Origin of the sequence: Solibacillus sp. NPDC093137 (genome assembly GCF_050280445.1) — a bacterium.
GTDB classification, from domain to species: domain Bacteria; phylum Bacillota; class Bacilli; order Bacillales_A; family Planococcaceae; genus Solibacillus; species Solibacillus isronensis_B.
The window spans coordinates 953,509-971,770 of the sequence record NZ_JBNNVH010000001.1; the positions used below are offsets into that span (position 1 = coordinate 953,509).

16 protein-coding genes are annotated in these 18,262 nt (G+C 37.5%); 11 read left to right on the plus strand and 5 right to left on the minus strand.

The window, feature by feature from the left end:
- Positions 1–18: 18 nt before the first annotated feature.
- Entirely contained in the window at positions 19–1,623 is a 1,605-nt protein-coding gene (locus tag ACQKN3_RS04930; protein WP_427709820.1) for an ABC-F family ATP-binding cassette domain-containing protein, read from the minus strand.
- A gap of 254 nt (positions 1,624–1,877) precedes the next feature.
- Between ACQKN3_RS04930 and ACQKN3_RS04935 the strand changes: the two genes are divergently transcribed.
- The 4 genes from ACQKN3_RS04935 (at position 1,878) to ACQKN3_RS04950 (ending at position 6,840) form a co-directional block, all read left to right on the plus strand.
- Positions 1,878–2,039 (plus strand): hypothetical protein, encoded by a 162-nt coding sequence (locus tag ACQKN3_RS04935; RefSeq protein ID WP_251687896.1) that lies wholly within the window; start codon positions 1,878–1,880, stop codon positions 2,037–2,039.
- Positions 2,040–2,127: 88 nt separating this feature from the next.
- Positions 2,128–3,237 (plus strand): hypothetical protein, encoded by a 1,110-nt coding sequence (locus tag ACQKN3_RS04940; protein ID WP_427709822.1) that lies wholly within the window; start codon positions 2,128–2,130, stop codon positions 3,235–3,237.
- Positions 3,238–3,544: 307 nt separating this feature from the next.
- The gene (gene recQ / locus ACQKN3_RS04945; RefSeq protein WP_427709824.1) at positions 3,545–5,308 is read left to right on the plus strand and encodes a DNA helicase RecQ; all 1,764 of its coding nucleotides are present in this window, start codon (positions 3,545–3,547) and stop codon (positions 5,306–5,308) included.
- Between the two features lie 284 nt (positions 5,309–5,592).
- The gene (locus ACQKN3_RS04950; protein ID WP_427709826.1) at positions 5,593–6,840 is read left to right on the plus strand and encodes a helix-turn-helix domain-containing protein; all 1,248 of its coding nucleotides are present in this window, start codon (positions 5,593–5,595) and stop codon (positions 6,838–6,840) included.
- 59 nt (positions 6,841–6,899) lie between these two features.
- On the opposite strand, the gene msrA is transcribed toward ACQKN3_RS04950, so the two are convergent.
- Entirely contained in the window at positions 6,900–7,436 is a 537-nt protein-coding gene (msrA, locus tag ACQKN3_RS04955) for a peptide-methionine (S)-S-oxide reductase MsrA (protein WP_427709828.1), read from the minus strand.
- Positions 7,437–7,722: 286 nt separating this feature from the next.
- On the opposite strand from msrA, the gene ACQKN3_RS04960 reads away from it, so the two are divergent.
- The 3 genes from ACQKN3_RS04960 to ACQKN3_RS04970 all read left to right on the plus strand — a co-directional run bounded on the left by ACQKN3_RS04960 (position 7,723) and on the right by ACQKN3_RS04970 (position 10,466).
- Positions 7,723–8,661 (plus strand): LCP family protein, encoded by a 939-nt coding sequence (locus ACQKN3_RS04960; RefSeq protein ID WP_251687905.1) that lies wholly within the window; start codon positions 7,723–7,725, stop codon positions 8,659–8,661.
- A 93-nt stretch (positions 8,662–8,754) separates the two neighbouring features.
- The gene (locus tag ACQKN3_RS04965) at positions 8,755–9,966 is read left to right on the plus strand and encodes an AI-2E family transporter (RefSeq protein WP_427711591.1); all 1,212 of its coding nucleotides are present in this window, start codon (positions 8,755–8,757) and stop codon (positions 9,964–9,966) included.
- 107 nt (positions 9,967–10,073) lie between these two features.
- On the plus strand, positions 10,074–10,466 hold the full coding sequence (locus ACQKN3_RS04970; RefSeq protein WP_251687907.1) for a cysteine synthase: 393 nt from the start codon (positions 10,074–10,076) through the stop codon (positions 10,464–10,466).
- Between the two features lie 45 nt (positions 10,467–10,511).
- Here ACQKN3_RS04970 and ACQKN3_RS04975 read toward each other — a convergent pair whose 3' ends face one another.
- The gene (locus tag ACQKN3_RS04975) at positions 10,512–11,651 is read right to left on the minus strand and encodes an aminotransferase class I/II-fold pyridoxal phosphate-dependent enzyme (protein WP_427711593.1); all 1,140 of its coding nucleotides are present in this window, start codon (positions 11,649–11,651) and stop codon (positions 10,512–10,514) included.
- Between the two features lie 206 nt (positions 11,652–11,857).
- Here ACQKN3_RS04975 and ACQKN3_RS04980 point away from each other — a divergent pair, with 206 nt between their 5' ends.
- Positions 11,858–12,658, plus strand: coding sequence for a hypothetical protein (locus ACQKN3_RS04980; protein WP_427709830.1), 801 nt, complete (start codon positions 11,858–11,860; stop codon positions 12,656–12,658).
- A gap of 168 nt (positions 12,659–12,826) precedes the next feature.
- On the plus strand, positions 12,827–14,191 hold the full coding sequence (locus ACQKN3_RS04985; RefSeq protein ID WP_427709832.1) for an FAD-binding oxidoreductase: 1,365 nt from the start codon (positions 12,827–12,829) through the stop codon (positions 14,189–14,191).
- Between the two features lie 210 nt (positions 14,192–14,401).
- Here the strand turns inward: ACQKN3_RS04985 and ACQKN3_RS04990 are convergent, their stop codons facing one another.
- Positions 14,402–15,205 (minus strand): enoyl-CoA hydratase/isomerase family protein, encoded by an 804-nt coding sequence (locus ACQKN3_RS04990; protein ID WP_427709834.1) that lies wholly within the window; start codon positions 15,203–15,205, stop codon positions 14,402–14,404.
- 172 nt (positions 15,206–15,377) lie between these two features.
- Between ACQKN3_RS04990 and ACQKN3_RS04995 the strand changes: the two genes are divergently transcribed.
- Positions 15,378–16,247: a tyrosine-type recombinase/integrase gene (locus ACQKN3_RS04995; RefSeq protein ID WP_427709836.1), complete on the plus strand. Its 870-nt coding sequence runs from the start codon at positions 15,378–15,380 to the stop codon at positions 16,245–16,247.
- A 31-nt stretch (positions 16,248–16,278) separates the two neighbouring features.
- Complete coding sequence (locus ACQKN3_RS05000) at positions 16,279–16,683, plus strand: hypothetical protein (RefSeq protein ID WP_251687919.1); 405 nt, start codon at positions 16,279–16,281, stop codon at positions 16,681–16,683.
- 53 nt (positions 16,684–16,736) lie between these two features.
- Here the strand turns inward: ACQKN3_RS05000 and ACQKN3_RS05005 are convergent, their stop codons facing one another.
- Positions 16,737–18,158, minus strand: a complete 1,422-nt coding sequence (locus ACQKN3_RS05005) for a CorA family divalent cation transporter (protein WP_251687921.1) — start codon at positions 18,156–18,158, stop codon at positions 16,737–16,739.
- Positions 18,159–18,262 lie beyond the last annotated feature (104 nt).

Genomic DNA, 18,262 nt, shown 5'->3' on the forward strand with positions numbered 1-18,262 from the left:
CTCCTTCTTTTTCGTTCATTAGCTTAAGCCTTGTGCATCTTTCCACTCTAGATACTCATCATATGTTAATGGTTTATCTAAAATAGAACCGTCTTCACGGATTTCGATTATGCGGTTTGCGATTGTTTGAATGAATTGGTGGTCATGTGATGTAAAGATCATCGCACCTTTGAAGCGGATTAAGCCTTCATTCAATGCTTGAATTGATTCAAGGTCTAAGTGGTTTGTTGGCTCATCTAATAACAATACGTTCGAGTTTGAAAGCATCATTTTTGAAAGCATACAGCGAACTTTCTCTCCACCTGAAAGTACAGCAGGAGATTTCTTCACTTCTTCACCTGAGAATAGCATACGGCCTAAGAAACCACGTAAGAACGATTCAGTTTCATCTTCCGGAGAATAAGGGCGTAACCATTCAACTAATGACTTTTCGTTACCGCCAAAGTATTGATCATGATCCATTTCGAAGTAGCTTTGAGATGTTGTGACACCCCATTTATACGTACCGGCATCTGCTTGTTTACGACCCATTAAAATATCCATAAATGCAGATTTTGCATTTGGTGAACCTAAAAGGATAATTTTATCTTCTTTGTTCATTGAGAAGCGGATGTCTTTGAATAATGTTTCGCCATCTTGTGAAGCTGTTAAGCCATCAACTGTTAATACGTCATTCCCGATTTCACGTCCAGTTTGGAAGTTGATGAACGGGTACTTACGGCTTGAAGGACGGATGTCATCCAGCTCAATCTTATCAAGCATTTTTTTACGAGACGTTGCTTGAGAAGATTTCGATGCGTTTGCAGAGAAACGTGCAACGAATTCTTTTAATTCTTTAATTTTCTCTTCTTTTTTCTTGTTTTGGTCTGCCATCATTTTTTGCGCTAATTGACTTGACTCATACCAGAAATCGTAGTTACCAACATAAAGCTGAATTTTACCAAAGTCTAAGTCAGCGATATGTGTACATACTTTATTTAAGAAGTGACGGTCATGTGATACAACGATTACTGTGTTTTCAAAGTTAATTAAAAACTCTTCCAGCCATTTAATCGCTTTTAAGTCCAAGTGGTTTGTAGGCTCATCCAGCAGTAATACGTCCGGCTTACCGAATAAAGCTTGCGCTAGTAATACTTTTACTTTGTCCGAACCTTCTAAGTCAGCCATCATCATGTAGTGCAAGTCATCGCCGATACCTAGACCGTTTAAAAGTGTTGCAGCATCAGATTCTGCTTCCCAACCGTTCATGTCAGCGAATTCGCCTTCAAGTTCAGCAGCACGCATACCATCTTCGTCTGTCATTTCCGGTTTCATGTAGATAGCATCTTTTTCAGCTTTTACTTCCCAAAGACGTTTGTTACCCATTACAACTGTATCTAATACGTTAAATTCATCGTATTCGAAGTGGTTTTGCTTTAATACTGAAAGACGCTCATCTTTACCCATTGATACGTGGCCTTCTTGTGCCTCAATATCACCAGATAAGATTTTTAAGAATGTCGATTTACCAGCACCGTTTGCTCCAATAAGACCATAACAGTTACCTGGTGTGAATTTAATATTTACATCGTCAAATAATTTACGGTCACCATAACGTAGACCTACACCTGATACTTGAATCATGCAAGTACCTCCTTGAATTGTTTCTTTGTATTTTCGATTGCTTAAAAAAGAGAATTCTCTTTTGCACACAATGTTTCTATTATAGCATGTCTTATTGTTAAATTAAATAACAGCGTATCGGAAATAACCGAATCTTATACAGCTGAATCATTTAGTTGTCACACATTTATAATCCGTTTTACTAATGAGTTATTAAAAGAGAAACGATGTGAAGTAAAAAACAAAGCCGAAGCAAACGATGGAGTTCCAAGGTATTGTCAGTTGGTTTTATGATAAGTGCGATTGGCCCACAAATCATTGCAATTGAGTATGATATGATCGGTACTCATTACGTTTTGAAGTGGATTATCGTCATATTATTCGGTTTTATGTCATTTTCGATCATCTCAATGCAAGGACAAAAGAAACCAGTATAATGGAGGTGTGTCTGAATCCGTTCAGTCACTTCTTTTTTTAATGAATCGTTTTAGTTTACATAATACAATTATGGTAAAGGAGAAGTGCATGAAAAAATTATTTATCCTAATCTTTGTTCTCTTATTGGCGGCATGTTCCGACAAACCCGGTGATGCCAAATGGGTTGCACAAACATTACCAAATGAAGAAAAGAAAGAACCGGTTGTTTTGAATGGGGAGGTGGCGATCCATTCACCGAATACAACAACTAGCGGCTTTGTCATCCATCAAAGTAAGCGAGATAAATGGATTGTAGTAAATGCACAGGACGTTGCAAGTCATCCGAATTCACTTATTTATGATGAAAATATTACGCTTGGGGAAACAGAGGCAATCGACGTTGCAAATAATATCGCAATCATTCATATTCGTAATGGCAAAGACTATTCGATTGAAGATATACCCACAAATAAGGAATTTGCTGGGAACAAAGATCAAATTGACCGTTTATTAGATGAAGCAATGGAAGAGAAGATGGATTGGCAACAGCGGCTGCAAAAAAATACCGATTTGCTGGAACACACAAATCAAGAACAGATCGATAACTTTACGAAGTACTATGAAAAAAATATATTTACGTACAATAGTGATGAACTAAAGAAGGCGGGTCTGGACTTTATTAACCAACTAAATGATTCTATAGTAAAGAAAGACCAAACTCCTTTAAAAGGATATACCGCTTCAGATGATGTAGTACAAGCACTGCAGTATATAAAGAAACCGATTAAAGGTTATCAAATAAAAGATGCGCGAAAAGAAGGGGTCTATTATTTTGTGGATGGGGTGGACGAACAAAAAGAAGAAGTACGCCTCACATTTGTTCAAGAACAACAGCAATTTAAAGTAATCGGAGCAAATTTTCTAACAGACGAGTATCGGCCGGAAGAAATGGTACCGGAAGTTCAACTATCCGATGAACAGAAAATTGAAGCAGTACCTGCATTACAATTATTTATTATAGAGCAACTGCCGGCCATTCAATTAACTGTAGGTGAACTTCAGTGGAATATGAAACATGATGACAAGGGAATTGTTGTCAACAATGGTTCTGCGCAATTTACATGCAATTTCATCGGTGTGAAAGAGAATCACCTTGTATTAAACGGTTGTATTAACACAAAAAGTGAAAATTATATTATCGCCACATTCGAAAGATAAGAATAGAGAATAGGTGATTTTTTCAATAGAACATATTATCCGACACTATGTATTATAAATTTAAATACAAAATATAGTTCATAAGAAATAAAGGAACCCAAAAAATAATGCAAATAAATTGTTTGCCTATTTAGAAAGGGTTCTATTTTTATATGTCGAAAATATTGGAAATAGGGGACATAAATATATAAATTAGCTCTTCAGTGATTGTGAATTATTCTATAAATATATTATGTAAACTAAAGTTCCTTTTACGAACTTTTATTTGCATGTATAATAAAGAAATTGAAGTTATTTAGGAGGGATTATGATTTCACTAGCATTACAACATTTAAAAACTAATTTTGGTTATGACTCTTTCCGTCCTGGTCAAACCCAAATTATCGATAACGTATTAAATAACAACGATACGCTTGTTATTATGCCGACAGGTGGCGGGAAATCCCTTTGCTATCAGATTCCAGCACTGTGTATGGAAGGAACGACACTTGTTATTTCACCATTGATCTCTCTTATGAAAGACCAGGTAGATATGCTTGTATCCAGTGGAATTTCAGCGGCTTATATTAATAGTTCACTAAGCTATGAAGAAGTGCAGGACGTTATGTATGGTGTCCGAAGCGGTAAAATCAAATTGCTTTACATTGCACCGGAACGTCTCGAAAATGAGCGCTTTTGTATGGAACTTTCTCAAATAAATGTACCACTCTTGGCAATTGATGAAGCACATTGTATATCTCAGTGGGGGCATGATTTTCGACCAAGTTACCGTTCTATCCAGCAACTGCTGCATTTATGGAAAAAGAAACCGACCGTTATTGCATTGACGGCAACGGCTACTGAAGAGGTAAGTGCAGACATCCAACAGCTTCTTTCCATCGAAAAAGAAAATACATTTATTACTGGTTTCGCACGTGAAAATTTATCATTTTCGGTTTTACTTGGAGAAAACAAAGAAACCTATATAAAAAAATATGTAAAAGCAAATGAAAATGAAGCAGGGATTATATACGCAGCAACCCGAAAATCAGTGGAATCCGTCTATGAAATGCTGAACAAAGCCGGTTTTGCAGTAGCAAAATATCATGGTGGTATGTTTGAAGAAGACCGTACATATGAACAAAATCGCTTTTTAAATGATGAAGTTCAAATAATGGTCGCAACAAATGCTTTTGGGATGGGGATCAATAAAACAAATGTACGCTATGTGCTTCATTACAATATGCCTCGTAATATGGAGAGCTATTATCAGGAGGCAGGCCGTGCAGGGCGTGATGGACTGGATAGTGAGTGTATATTGCTTTACAGCTCTTCCGACGAACAAACACAGCGTTTCTTAATCGATCAGGCACAAGATCGCTCTCGCATTCCTTTTGAACTGCAAAAGCTGCATGCGATGATTGATTACTGTCATACAGAGCGCTGTTTACAAAGTTATATAATTGAATATTTTGGTGACGAGGCAGGTCAAGATTGCGGCAGATGTGCGAATTGCACAGATAACCGTCCGCAGCTGGATGTAACAACAGATGCACAGAAAGTATTGTCCTGTATCGTCCGAATGGGTCAAAAATTCGGTAAACAATTAACCGCTTCAGTATTGGCTGGCTCGCGCAGTAAGAAAGTACTTGAATTTAATTTTCAAAAGTTGCCGACATATGGCATTTTGCGTGCAATGAATGCGAAAGAGATTGCCAATTTTATCGAGTTTTTAATTTCAGAAAAACTGATTGTCGTAAATAATGGGCAGTTCCCGACGTTATCCATTTCTGATGCAGGAAAAGAAGTACTGCTTGGTCAAAAAAAGGTATTGCGTAAAGAAGCACGCATTATTGAATCTACAGTAGAGCCAAACGATCCTCTATTTGAAACTCTTCGTAAAATACGAAAAGAAATTGCCGATCGTGAGAAAGTTCCACCTTTTGTTGTTTTCTCAGATAAATCATTAAAAGATATGTGTGTCCGTAAACCTAAAAACAGTACACAATTTTTAGAGGTAAGCGGTGTCGGGGAGAGCAAATTGGAGAAGTATGGTAAAACTTTTATTGAGGCGATTGTTGCAAATTCATAATTGATTGTTAAATAATTACAATTTTAACGATTGTTCTGAATTAAACTTTTCACAAATATTTTAAAGATATCCAATTTATTTTATAAAATATTTTTAAACGAATAAATTCATTTTACTCATGAAATTTGCTATCTCACTATACTAAAGGAATGTATTGCCAAGTGCAGTACATTCTTTTTTTACTATTTTACGGTTTAAATCATTAAACTTTAAGTTAAGATATTGTAAAAATTCTGTATTCATAGTTTAATAAGAATATTCAGTTAAGAAGTGTAGGTGAAATATTGAATATACTTGGTGAACGCATCAAAAAGCTGAGGAAACAGAAAAAATTAACTCAAACCGAGTTAGTAGGGGAACGTTTAACGAAAGGTATGCTAAGTTTAATTGAGAACGGTAAAGCACAACCGTCAATGGAAAGTCTACGTTTTATTGCCAAAAGATTAAATGTCGATGTCGATTATCTTCTGGATGACGGGACACTTACAATGCTCAGAAACTTGTACACTACAATCGAAGAAGATGTAGAGCGAAGAAAGCTCATACGCGACCCTAAAGAGCTTCAATCACTTACGATTAAAATAATCGAAAAAATTGAACCTTATTTATCGGAAATTCAAGGCACGAACTATGAACAAATTCGTTTAAGAGAAGTTTATTTTTTAATGAATCGTACAATTAACAAGGCCAAATCACTCGACGAATATTGGAAGTTTATCGATCAGTACGAAGAAATCCATGCATATAGTCGAATGCTTCGTTGTTATTTTTATTTATGCCAGGCTGCAATCGATCAGCGGAATTACAATGAAACATTAGCTATTTTAAAGCAAGGTGAAAAACGTATCGAACCATATGAGCTAATGATGGACCCTATGGTAATCCTTGATTTGTACTATAATTTAACGATTTCCTATTCAGCAGCGGATGATATTAGCATGTCTGAACACTATTTACAAAAGGCATTAAACATGGCTAAAAAGAAGCAAATATTTTATCGTATGGACCGCTTTTATCATTTGTTATTTATTCAATCGATTGCGAATGAGGATATTAACAAGAGTAAAGAGTACATAGAAAAATTAATGCTTTTATCGGAGTTTGCTGATGATCCAGCGATATCGGTACGTTATTTATACAGCAAGCTGCATTATATGAACATTGTTGAAAAGAACTACGCACAAATCGTTCCGGAAATTAATCTTTATAAAACAAAACTGAAGGATTACTTATTTTTATTTAAAAATCCTATCTTCATCGGTGAAGAGATGTATGCGGAATTTAAATTACAAAACTACTCGAAAGCACTCCAAATCGGTACTGCTTTAACCATTCCTGACTACTTACACCATCCCATTGATTTGGCTAAATATTATCAGTTCTTTGCTGTACGGGCATTAGCTTCATACTATGAAAATGATGCAGTAGCCGCAAAACGTGATATCATTTTTGCGAAAAATGGTGTAGAGGACTTTCCCGAGACGATTTACAAGAAATTTATTTACAAAGCTTTCAATGAAATATTCATTTAACTTCAATAACACTATACAAAAAAGAACGTACCACTCGAAATATCGAATGGTACGTTTCTTTATTCAGAATGATTAGCTTTCTCTTTCCAGTGAGCATCAATAAACTCATCGCGCCCGGATTTTGCACGGTCTTCTTGATAATGTGATTCTTCTTTTTTGTAATAATCCTGATGGTAACCTTCCGCTGGCCAAAAAGTTTCTGCCTGTTTAATTTCAGTTACAATCGGCTTTTTAAATCGTCCACTTTCCGCCAAATTTTGCTTCGACTGCATTGCCGCCGCATACTGTTCATCACTATGTGTAAAAATCACTGTTTTGTAAGACTCACCGCGATCGTGGAACTGACCGCCAGCATCTGTCGGATCAATTTGCATCCAGTATATATCCAATAGTTTTTCATAGCTGAAAATCTCCGGGTTAAATTCAATCTCGACAACTTCCACATGTCCAGTGTCTCCACGTTTTACATCTTCATATGTAGGGTTTTCCACATGTCCACCCATATAACCGCTCGTTACTTTTTCGATGCCTTCCCATTGATCAAAAGGTTTGACCATACACCAAAAACACCCACCTGCAAATGTTGCCTTCTCCATTTTGAATCACTCCTCATAAACCAGTACACATATTCAACCTGTACTTTATTTCAATATAGCTGTTAAATATGCTGTATTCTAACATGGATAAGGAATGACTTTCAATTTATTAATCTTTTAATAGCATATAATAATGTGTCGCGTAATAAAAATAAAGAAAAAAGATATGCGGACATTTCATTAGTTAGGAAGAAAATGTGCATAAAATGGTATACTATAAGTAATTTGCAACTAAATTTAATGTAAATCGTCTAAACTTCACAGAAATAGAAAGGAAGTTGTAGGAATGGAAGAACAGACGCGACAAACGCGCTATCGAAAGAGAAAAATGCGTAAAGGGCGATTACTATTCGTAGTTGTATTTCTTTTACTTTTAAGTGTAATTGGATATAGCTATGTACAATATAATAAGGGGAAGAACTTGGCTAGCGATAAAAAAATTGAAGTAGAAGGTTTTGAACCAAATGATAATCACCCGACTATAGAAAATTATTTAATCTTAGGTGTTGATACTCGAGGGGAGGAAAAATCGCGTTCCGATACGATGATGCTTCTTTCCTGGAATAGAAAAACAAATGATATGAAGCTCGTATCATTTATGCGTGATATTTATGCGGACATACCTGGTTATCAATCATATAAACTGAATACGGCCTATTATTTAGGCGGGGTACCGTTACTTCAGGAAACGTTAAATAATATGTTCGATATACCAATCCATCATTATGCAATGATTGATTTTAAAAGCTTTGAAACATTAATTGATATTTTAGCTCCAAACGGTATTGAAATGGATGTTGAAAAAGATATGGGCGGATTAATTTATGTGGAAATTAAAAAAGGCATTCAAAATCTGAACGGTAAAGAACTGCTCGGCTATGCCCGTTTCCGAAGTGATGCTGAAGGTGATTTTGGACGTGTGGCACGTCAGCAAAAGGTAATTGAAGCTCTAAAGGATCAGCTATTTTCACCGAAAAACGTAGCGAATATCCCTAAATTCATTGGTGCTACTCAAGGTTACATTACGACAGATTTAACAAGTAAAGACCAGCTGACAACTGCATTAAAAGCCGTGTCTGGCGGTGAAATCAATGTTGAAAAAATGACGATTCCAGCAGAGGGTACTTACAAAATTAACAAGTACCGACATGCAGGGGAAGTACTGGAAATCGATATAGCGAAAAATTCGCAAATTTTACATGATTTTTTAAATTTAAACGAGTAAGCATTATATGTACATTCGTTATTCATGCTAAAATAAAGTATAAATTAAATATTGTTGAAATATTGAGGTGGTCTTTTGGAAAGAAAAAATGAAATGAATAAAATGAATTCATTACCCCAGGAAACGTCTAAATTTTTCTCTTCTAAATTTATTCGATTTTTAGGTGGTAAAAATTTATTATTCTTATTAGTGATCATCTTATTGGTTGGCTGTACGGTATTCGTGTACGATAAAATTTCCTTTATATTCGAGCCGTTACATGTATTATTTGAAGTCATCATATTGCCTGGTGTACTAGGGGCCATCTTGTTTTACTTATTACGCCCGCCATTGAAGCTTTTAGTGAGATGGAAAGTGCCGCGTGCATTGGCGATTCTAATTTTGTATATTATAGTAATTGCTTTGATCACGTTACTTGTGTTACTTGTTTTTCCGTTTTTACGTGATCAGTTTACAAACTTAGTGCAAGAATTCCCTGTAGTTTTAATGGCTCTTGCAAATGATTTATTAGCATTTTTAAATAACTCTCATTTCAGTGAGTATTTCGAAAAAATAAACTTTGACTACAATCAGATTCTAACGGACTTTACAGATAGTTTTATTACAACGGTAAAAGTAACGTTAGGTAGTTTAGCTACTGGTGTAGCCTCTGGGATAACAGGTTTCCTATCAACTGTTACAGGCATCATTTTATCGCTGGTCATTGTGCCGTTTATTACATTTTATTTATTATATGAGGGCGATAAAATGCCGCGCTTCATCTTACTTCTATTCCCACCGCGTATGCGTGAGCGAATTGGAGATGTATTGCATGATATGGACAAGCAAATTAGCTCCTACATACAAGGCCAGATTTTAGTATCGTTTTGTATTGGTGTCATGATGACAATCGGCTTTTTAATTATCGGAATGCCGTACGCTTTATTACTTGGCTTCCTGGCAATGATCACAAGTGTTGTTCCATATTTGGGACCCGCCATTGCAGCTACACCTGCTGCAATTATCGCGATTGTGAATTCACCATGGCTGTTAGTAAAGTTAGCTATTGTATGGACAATTGTACAATTAATTGAAGGGAAGTTTATATCCCCTCAGATTATGGGTAAATCATTAAGTATCCATCCTATTACAATTATTTTTGTATTATTAACAGCTGGCTCTTTATTTGGAGTCCCTGGTGTCGTGCTAGGTATTCCTGGTTATGCTTTAATAAAAGTGCTCATTTCACATACTTATCGAATCTTTAAACTGCGTTACAACCGTTTTCAGTCAGACGAGACGAATTTGTATGAAGAATTGAAATAACATTAAACAGGATAACGTAAAGATGGGGTGTGTTAAAAGCGAAACTTTTAACACGCTCCCTTTTTAAAATTTTTTACCAATTACATATTTATAATGGAGGAGTATACATGTTAAGCAAATGGCTAACATCATTAGAAGAGAATGGCGTGAAGGTTGAGACCGTCATTGAAAAGACAGAGCTTGTTGAAGGAGATATATTAAATGGTTCTGTTTATGTGACATCACATACAGAGGATGAAGAGGATAAAATCGATTACATTTCATTACTAGTACTTTGTGAAGAATTGGATGGCGAATTATCCATTGTCGGCAAACACTCGTTTCAGTTAGTTGGCGGGATCCGATCAAAAGATGGTGAAATTATTCCATTTGAGATTATTCCAGACGAACGCTGGGTATGCGGTAAAGATGAGCAACTCATCTTGCAAACGACCGTTGTATTTTTAGATGGTATGGAAATCGAAGAAAAAGGTGTTATATCGTATAGCGCCATTGAATAAAAGAAAAGGCGTTGCTGATACTTACATACAGCAACGCCTTTTAGTTTATAGTTTTATTGTGGACAGTCGTTTAACAGCTTCTTGCAGTTGCTCGACAGGCTGCACTAATGCGAGACGCATATAGCCTTCACCGGCTGTGCCAAATACCGTACCCGGCACCATCACGACACCTGTTTGTTCAATTGCCTTATATGCAAAGTCGATGCATTTAATATCATACGGATATTTTGCCCAAACAAACATCCCGCCATCACTTGGCGCAACTTCCCAGCCGATTGATGTTAAGCCTTCCATCAGTGTTTTATGACGGACAGAGAAGGTTTCTCTCAGTACAGTAGTAACTTGCTCGGCATTGTCCAACGCTAAAGCAGCTACTTGCTGAATCGGTTCAAAAATACCAAAATCCAGGTTCGACTTCAGCTGTTTCATAATCGCGACTAATTGTGCATTTCCAACTATGTAGGCAATACGAGTACCAGCCAGACTGAAGCTTTTCGATAAAGAGTTGATTTCCAAACCGACTTCCATCGCACCAGGTATCGCAAGGAAGCTGATTGGGGCATCCCCCTTAAAGTAAAATTCCGAATAGGCCGCATCATGCAGAACGATAATATTATACTTTTTCGCGAATGCCACGACTTCTTCAAAATACGCGATCGATGGCATGGCTGGTACCGGGTTACCCGGCAAGTTTAAAATTAGTAATTTTGCTTTTTGGCGAATCTCTTCTGGAATGGCTGTTAAATCCGGTAAATACTGATTTTCTTTAGTTAATGGCATATAGTAAGGTGTTGCACCTGCCAAATGAATCCCTGCATCATAAGCGACATATGCCGGGTTTGTAGTAAGTACGATATCACCAGGATCGCAGAATGCGACTGGCAAATGGACTAAACCTTCCTGAGAGCCAATTGTTTGGACAACTTCAGTTTCCGGATCTAATTCAACATTGTTTACTCGTTTATAATAGCGACATACCGCTTCATTGAATGTTTGAATACCCGTTAAAGTATAGCCGTAAGAAGACGAGAGTGCCGTAAGCTCGGACATTTTTTGGCGTAAATTCTCCGCCGGAGCAATATCAGGGCTCCCAAGGCTTAAATCAATGAGTACCGTTCCTTTTTGCTCTTGCAATTTTGCATGTTTTTTTAAGTCACCAAATATAGCCGGCACAAATAATGACATTTTTTTAGACGGTTGGATATTCAATCTTTAACACTCCTTAAAACTTTCAATTGTAAGCACCATTTTATCACACACATCACGTATAATGGGGATGAAATCAGAAAAGAGAATTAATTCACTGCATAAAGCACGAAACCGTAATGGAATAGCAATATAGGTACTGGAAAATATTATTCTTAGGAAAATAAATGATTAAGAGGTGTAGGATGAAAATCTATTCATTAAGTGGGCCAAGCGGTACTGGGAAGAGTACGAGTGCTTTACAATTTGCACATGACAATGAAATTGAAGCCATCATTGATGACGGTATATTGATCGTAAACGGTGAAAAAATCGCGGGGACATCCGCTAAATTTGAGAAAAACACGTTAAAAGCAGTGCGCCGCGCCATTTTGGATGATGACATACATAAATCGGAAGTACTGGAGGCGATTAGCTCCCACGATGTGAAATCCATTTTACTGATCGGCACATCCGACAAAATGACGAAAAGAATTGCAGCTCGGTTACAGCTAGGAGAAATCGATGAATTTCACTATGTCCATAATATCCGAACAGAAAAGGAAATCCGCATTGCAAAATATGTGCGGGAAATTCAGGGCAAACATGTTATGCCTGTTCCGTACCGCCAAGTAGAACAGAACTTTTTCAAACGGCTTATTCAGCGGGGGAAGGAAATTTTCTCTTCTTCACAAGTTAAGCTTGGCGAAACGACGATCGTCCAGCCGGATTTTCATCAAAATAGTGTTTATATTTCTCGGAATGTATTTACCGACGTGTTGGACCATGTACTTGAAAAACAGGATAAACTGGCAAAATTCGAAATAGCCAATATCCAAACAGACGGCGTACCGCAAATGACAATCGGGCTTTATTTAAAGTCACCTGTATCCTATGTTGTGCCGGAATATCTATATAAACTTCAGAATGAAATTTCACAGGAATTTTCATTGCATTTCGGTATTGAACCGGAAACGATTCATGTGCAAATAAAAGGAATCAAGTGAATAGTAATAAGAGGAGTTGGCATGTATATGTCAGCTCTTTTTATATGGAGAATATTGTATAATAAATTTGTAGTTTCTATTTTTAGATGATTAAGTATATTCTAATTATTAAGTACTGATTGGATCAAATCTTTTAAAGTTGCAATGAGAATATAAGGGGGAAATGAGATGAATTACATGGAACAGCTACAGCAAATTTTAACACATGAGCAAGTGACAACAAATGAAGTGTTACGTACACAACATGGGAGAGATGAATCTTATCATGAACCGCATTTACCGGATGTTGTTGTCTACCCGAAAACTCCAAAGGAAGTAAGCGAAATTGTAGCGCTTGCAAATGAACAGCGCATTCCAGTAGTGCCATTTGGTCTTGGTACAAGTCTAGAAGGACATGTGATTCCTTATCAAGGCGGAATCTCTTTGGATTTATCGCTTATGAATGCCGTATTGGAAGTAAGACCGGAAGATTTTCTTGTAAAGGTCCAACCAGGTGTCACGCGCAGCCAGCTAAATAAAGAATTAAAGAAATATGGCTTATTCTTTTCAGTCGATCCGGGTGCCGATGCGACATTAGGCGGAATGGCTGCGACGAATGCGAGTGGAACAACTTCTGTACGCTACGGCATCATGCGTGACCAAGTCCGTGATTTAGAAGTGGTTTTGGCAAATGGTGATGTAATCCATACTGGAGGATTGGCCGCGAAATCTTCTTCAGGCTATCATTTGAATGGTTTAATGGTCGGTTCCGAGGGGACACTTGGGGTCATTACTGAATTGACATTGCGTGTATTCGGGATTCCGGAAAGCATTGTTGCCGGCCGCGCGACATTTGAGACGATACAGAAAGCGGTCGATGCTGTGGTTTCATTAAAACAAGCCGGTATACCAATGGCCCGAATGGAACTTGTCGATAAACAAAGTATTGAAAAAGTAAACTTTGCTTCCGGAACAAATTTCCCCGAGACTCCAACGCTATTCTTGGAGTTCCATGGTAATGAGGCAGGTTTGCAGTCAGATGTTATTTTTGCGACTGAATTATTGAACGACAATGGCTGTATTGAGCTGGCATTTGAACAGGACGAACGTGCGCGCAATCAATTATGGGAGCTTCGGCATAACATGGCTTATACATATATCCATTCCGCACCAGGGAAAAAACTGATGTCTACAGATGTTGTTGTACCAATTAACTCATTGCCGGACGCGATTCAAAATTCCCGCGAGAAAATTGAAAGCATGCAGATTGACGCTGGGATCGTCGGGCATGTAGGAGACGGCAATTATCATATATTGCTGATGGTAGATATGGAAAGTAAAGAAGAGATTGCAAGAGCAAAAGAACTGAATGAACATGTCGTTGAATACGCCCTGTCACTTGGAGGCACTTGTACGGGAGAACATGGTGTAGGTTATGGTAAGAAAAAATACCAACAGCAAGAACACGGACTTGCCTACATGTGGATGAAAGAGATTAAACGGGTATTTGATCCGAACAACATTATGAACCCCGGCAAAATTTTTCTTGATTAGTGGTTGAACGATTTGTCGAAATTCGCTACAGTTACAGAACTTAAATAAAAAACAATTGAACTACAGGCAATTCAACAGCATTTGACAAGCGTCTTGTTAAAAACAGCTCAAACGACTTTGTATATTCTGCACGAATGGCGTCTAATTAAGGAACTTTAATTTGATGCATTCCTAACGAAAAAACTGCCTCGCATAAAGGAGGCAGTTTTTTTATTGTTTTGGAAGCTGTCTTGTGAAAACCGGCTGACGTTTTTCAACAAATGCACGAACACCTTCAGAAAAGTCTCTTTCGGAAACAAATGGTGTTGATCCTTCCCATAATACAGGGGCCGAATCCACACATTCTTTAACCGAGCGTTTTACTGCTAATAAGGAATCAGGTGACATACCGGCAACAAGCTTACCCATACGGATTGCAAAACGGTTCAGATCTTTTTCGGCAACTAAATAATTGAGCATTCCGGCTTTAAATGCTTCTTCTGCTTTATACATTCGTCCAGTGAATACAAAATCTTTCGTTGCGGATGGTCCGACCAAATCGACTAATCGCTTGGCGAATTTATTATTCAAAGTAATGCCGAGCTTACCGACCGGGATGCCCATTTTCGCTTTGTCCGAGCCGATACGAATATCACATGCAAGGGCAAGCTCCAGCCCAGCTCCCATTGCCGGTCCGTTAATGACACCGATCACCGGAATCGGCAAGTTTTCTATTGTCGAAATCGTTTTTTCCATATGCACGAAGGCTTCTTCCGCTTTTTCCAGAGAAATCGAATTAAATTCTTTAATATCCGAGCCCGCTGTAAAGTTCTCGCCAGATCCTCGCAATAACAGCACCTTGTTTTTTGGATTTTCCAATGTACCCAATGCAATTTTGGCAAGCTGATCCCACATATTCGCCGTTAATGCATTTTTAAGTTGCGGGCGATGAATCGTAATAATGGCGAGCCCCGCAGTTTCCTGATAAATGATTTTCGCTTCTTCTGCTTCAAGTCTTGTCGTACGTACTTGCATTGATGGTCCCCCTTAATTATGTATACATAGTCATTATAGACGAAACAATATACAATAACATGCATTCCGGATGGTTCAAGTAAATATATCGAATATTCAGCAATTTCATGTATGAAATCCGTGTAATTATTACCACTACGCATGTTACAATATAAAGAAAGGGGCGAAAAATGTGGAAGAAATCCAACCGTATGTTAAAGCGTTTACAGCTTACTTGAAGTCATTAAATAAATCCTTTCATACGACGAAACAATATACATTGGACGCAAAGCAATTCGCGGAAATCATTCAACATGAGAATCAGATTAATGAAGCATTGCAACTTTATTCAAAAATGATTCAGGAAAAGTATCCTTCGTTCAATTCGGTCAACCGCAAATTCGCATCCATTCGCCATTTCCTTACTTTCTTACAGCTGCGCGGTGTGATTTCCGTATATAACGAAGAAATCATTGCTCCGTTGACAAAGCAGGAAACGGAACTGAATGTACTGAAGGAAAAGCAATTTAATCGGGCATTAGCCTATTGGCCGAAACAGTATGAGATTGCGTTAAATGAGGAACATGAATGGCTTGCATTACGCAATACCGTCATTGTTTTTACCATTGCGGAGCTTGGTATTAAACCAGCAGAACTTGTGCGGATGGAATGGAAGCATATCCATGCCGAAAAGCGAGAAATCATTGTACTGGCTTCGAAAAGTTACCGTGTTTTGCAGTGTTCAAAAAAACTGCTCGAACTGCTTGAGGACTATAAACGCCATACAATTGAATTCATGCCGCTAACGGAGCAGTCACCGTATGTTTGGCTCGGTGTCGGTAATAAAATGGGGGAGCCGGTCACCGTCAAAACGATCGAACGGATTTTTAAGGCGATGTCCGAACAGCTCCAATTTAAAGTGACCGCTACCAATATGCGCTATCACGCAATTCAAAAACTATTAACAAAAAAAGAGGATCCAAAAGTTTTGTACGAGCAGTTCGGCTATGCGAGAAAAGGCGTCCTGCTTGAACGAGAACAACGATTCCCGAAAAACGGCTAGTAATTAATATGAAAGATTGAGAGGGAATACAATGGCAATTTCAATGATGGAAGCATATACGATTGAATTATTAAAAACTCATCCTTATACATTTGAACAAGTTAAACACTTTATTGAAAATGACGAAATGTATCTATTAACAGATACTTATGATATAGATCCAGATAGTTTGAAAATTTTATTGAATGAAAAGGCTGAAGAGATGGAACGGGCTTTTGCAGGAAACTATAAGGTGAAATTTGTAACGATCAATGGTTTGAAAAACTTGCTGCGCATGCGTTTTCAAATTTCCGATGACCAGTATGAACTGCTGCCTGAAGGGAACGGTCTGCAATCATTAAAAGTCGATCCGATCACTGAACAGCACATTCGCGGAATGCTTTCTTCAAACTGGAAAGTCGAGCGTAATGGGGAACTAATTACATTATTTGTCTAGTTGGTATAAAAAGGGGATATGGGAACAGTCAAATGACTCATCCCATACCCCCTTTAGCGTTGTCGTCGCCTGTTTATTTTCCCGTAATAGCTAATTGAATATTTATAAACCTGGTTTAAAATGAGCAGTGCCAGCGTCAGTAAGCCGATAACCATCAGTATAAGTGCGATCCATTCAAAGAAAGTAAAACTAAAAATTTCGGATAGTTTAAATGGCTCTGCCAGCATTTCAATGACAAGGTTCATTCCGTATATACCGGAAATCATACTGAAAATCGTTAAAATAAAAATCAGTTTATTTAACCGGTCTGTTGAACGGTCTTCCTGTATCCGGTACAGTTCTTCTAGCGTTTCTTTCGTCTCGCGGTATAGTCCGTCAATACGGAATACTTTCCTGAAATAGTGCGAGATTTCCTTCCCCTCTGTACGTGCCGATACCTCAGTAAAATAATACCTCGATGCAAACTTCGTAATCTGTTCGATTAACTCCTTTACAATATCCTTATCTTTTGAAAACTTTAATTCACTATGTTCGAATACGAGCTTTAACAACATCAGCTTATAAAAATAGTGAATAAGCAATGTATAGTAAGAGACTGAGTGAAAGCTGTTTAAATTTTTATACATGCTTTTGTCATCTACGGATGATAGGTGAATATGGCCTTGCAATGTTGTAATAATATGAAATTTTGGTGCCCATCTTTCGTAGCAATGTTCCTCAACAAAGCGTTTGATATACTCCTCATTTGTACTCGAAATATAAGGACCCCCTTTGCTGTCCCGACCATTTAATTGTCCTGCCCGATACAGTAAATGTTCATCGATTTCCGCGTCTTCTCCCATATGAAAAAAAGCACTGACATACATGCGCTCATCTTCGAAAAATGGAATTTTGCTTATGTTTTTGTGAATTGATGAATAATCAACAAAATAATTTTCCAAAAATGGGGCGATTTTTTTTAATAATAATTCATCTGTATTATTAAAGAAAAAATTGTCGTAATAAATTTCCGTACCAAGCTCTTCATCAATTTTTGGCCGCAGCACTCTAAAAAAATGACCGAATGATAACGCGGCATTCATATCGACATTATCCGCCAACTGAATTCTCAGCGCTAAAATTCCAATACCAAATGGACACAGATTAATATCCGCACTCAATAACGTAAATGGAATTTCATCGAATGCCGTCTTCATTTTTCCTTCACATTGGATTTTTTTCGAGTAACGGTTGAAGTTTCGTACGGAAATTTCGTCATTCAATAATTTCTCTTCCATGAAAGGATAAAAGAATTGCGTTAACAATTGGGGGGATACTTTAATATCGGGTCCGTAAAGTGTTTCGTTAAATTCCTCTTCATCGATCGTAAAGTGATAAAATTTGTTGCGCTTTAATACTTGCTGTAACTTTTCAAAATCGTACTGTCGATAATTGAAAGGATAATAAAAAACATAGTGGGTTTTTAGCGAATTCATCCTTTCACCTCCTGGAACATCTATTCCCAAAATTCGATAAATTTAACCAAAAAGGGCTTCGACAGAAATCGATCTCAGACGATTCGACACGGGTCATTATACAC

Bases quoted from the DNA above. Each gene is read 5' to 3' on its own strand.
- msrA (WP_427709828.1), bottom strand. From the start codon at position 7,436: ATGGAGAAGGCAACATTTGCAGGTGGGTGTTTTTGGTGTATGGTCAAA.
- ACQKN3_RS05000 (WP_251687919.1), top strand. From the start codon at position 16,279: ATGGCAATTTCAATGATGGAAGCATATACGATTGAATTATTAAAAACT.
- ACQKN3_RS04990 (WP_427709834.1), bottom strand. From the start codon at position 15,205: ATGCAAGTACGTACGACAAGACTTGAAGCAGAAGAAGCGAAAATCATT.
- ACQKN3_RS04970 (WP_251687907.1), top strand. From the start codon at position 10,074: ATGTTAAGCAAATGGCTAACATCATTAGAAGAGAATGGCGTGAAGGTT.
- ACQKN3_RS04960 (WP_251687905.1), top strand. From the start codon at position 7,723: ATGGAAGAACAGACGCGACAAACGCGCTATCGAAAGAGAAAAATGCGT.
- ACQKN3_RS04930 (WP_427709820.1), bottom strand. From the start codon at position 1,623: ATGATTCAAGTATCAGGTGTAGGTCTACGTTATGGTGACCGTAAATTA.
- ACQKN3_RS04965 (WP_427711591.1), top strand. From the start codon at position 8,755: ATGAATAAAATGAATTCATTACCCCAGGAAACGTCTAAATTTTTCTCT.
- ACQKN3_RS04980 (WP_427709830.1), top strand. From the start codon at position 11,858: ATGAAAATCTATTCATTAAGTGGGCCAAGCGGTACTGGGAAGAGTACG.
- ACQKN3_RS04975 (WP_427711593.1), bottom strand. From the start codon at position 11,651: ATGTCATTATTTGTGCCGGCTATATTTGGTGACTTAAAAAAACATGCA.
- recQ (WP_427709824.1), top strand. From the start codon at position 3,545: ATGATTTCACTAGCATTACAACATTTAAAAACTAATTTTGGTTATGAC.
- ACQKN3_RS04985 (WP_427709832.1), top strand. From the start codon at position 12,827: ATGAATTACATGGAACAGCTACAGCAAATTTTAACACATGAGCAAGTG.
- ACQKN3_RS05005 (WP_251687921.1), bottom strand. From the start codon at position 18,158: ATGAATTCGCTAAAAACCCACTATGTTTTTTATTATCCTTTCAATTAT.
- ACQKN3_RS04940 (WP_427709822.1), top strand. From the start codon at position 2,128: ATGAAAAAATTATTTATCCTAATCTTTGTTCTCTTATTGGCGGCATGT.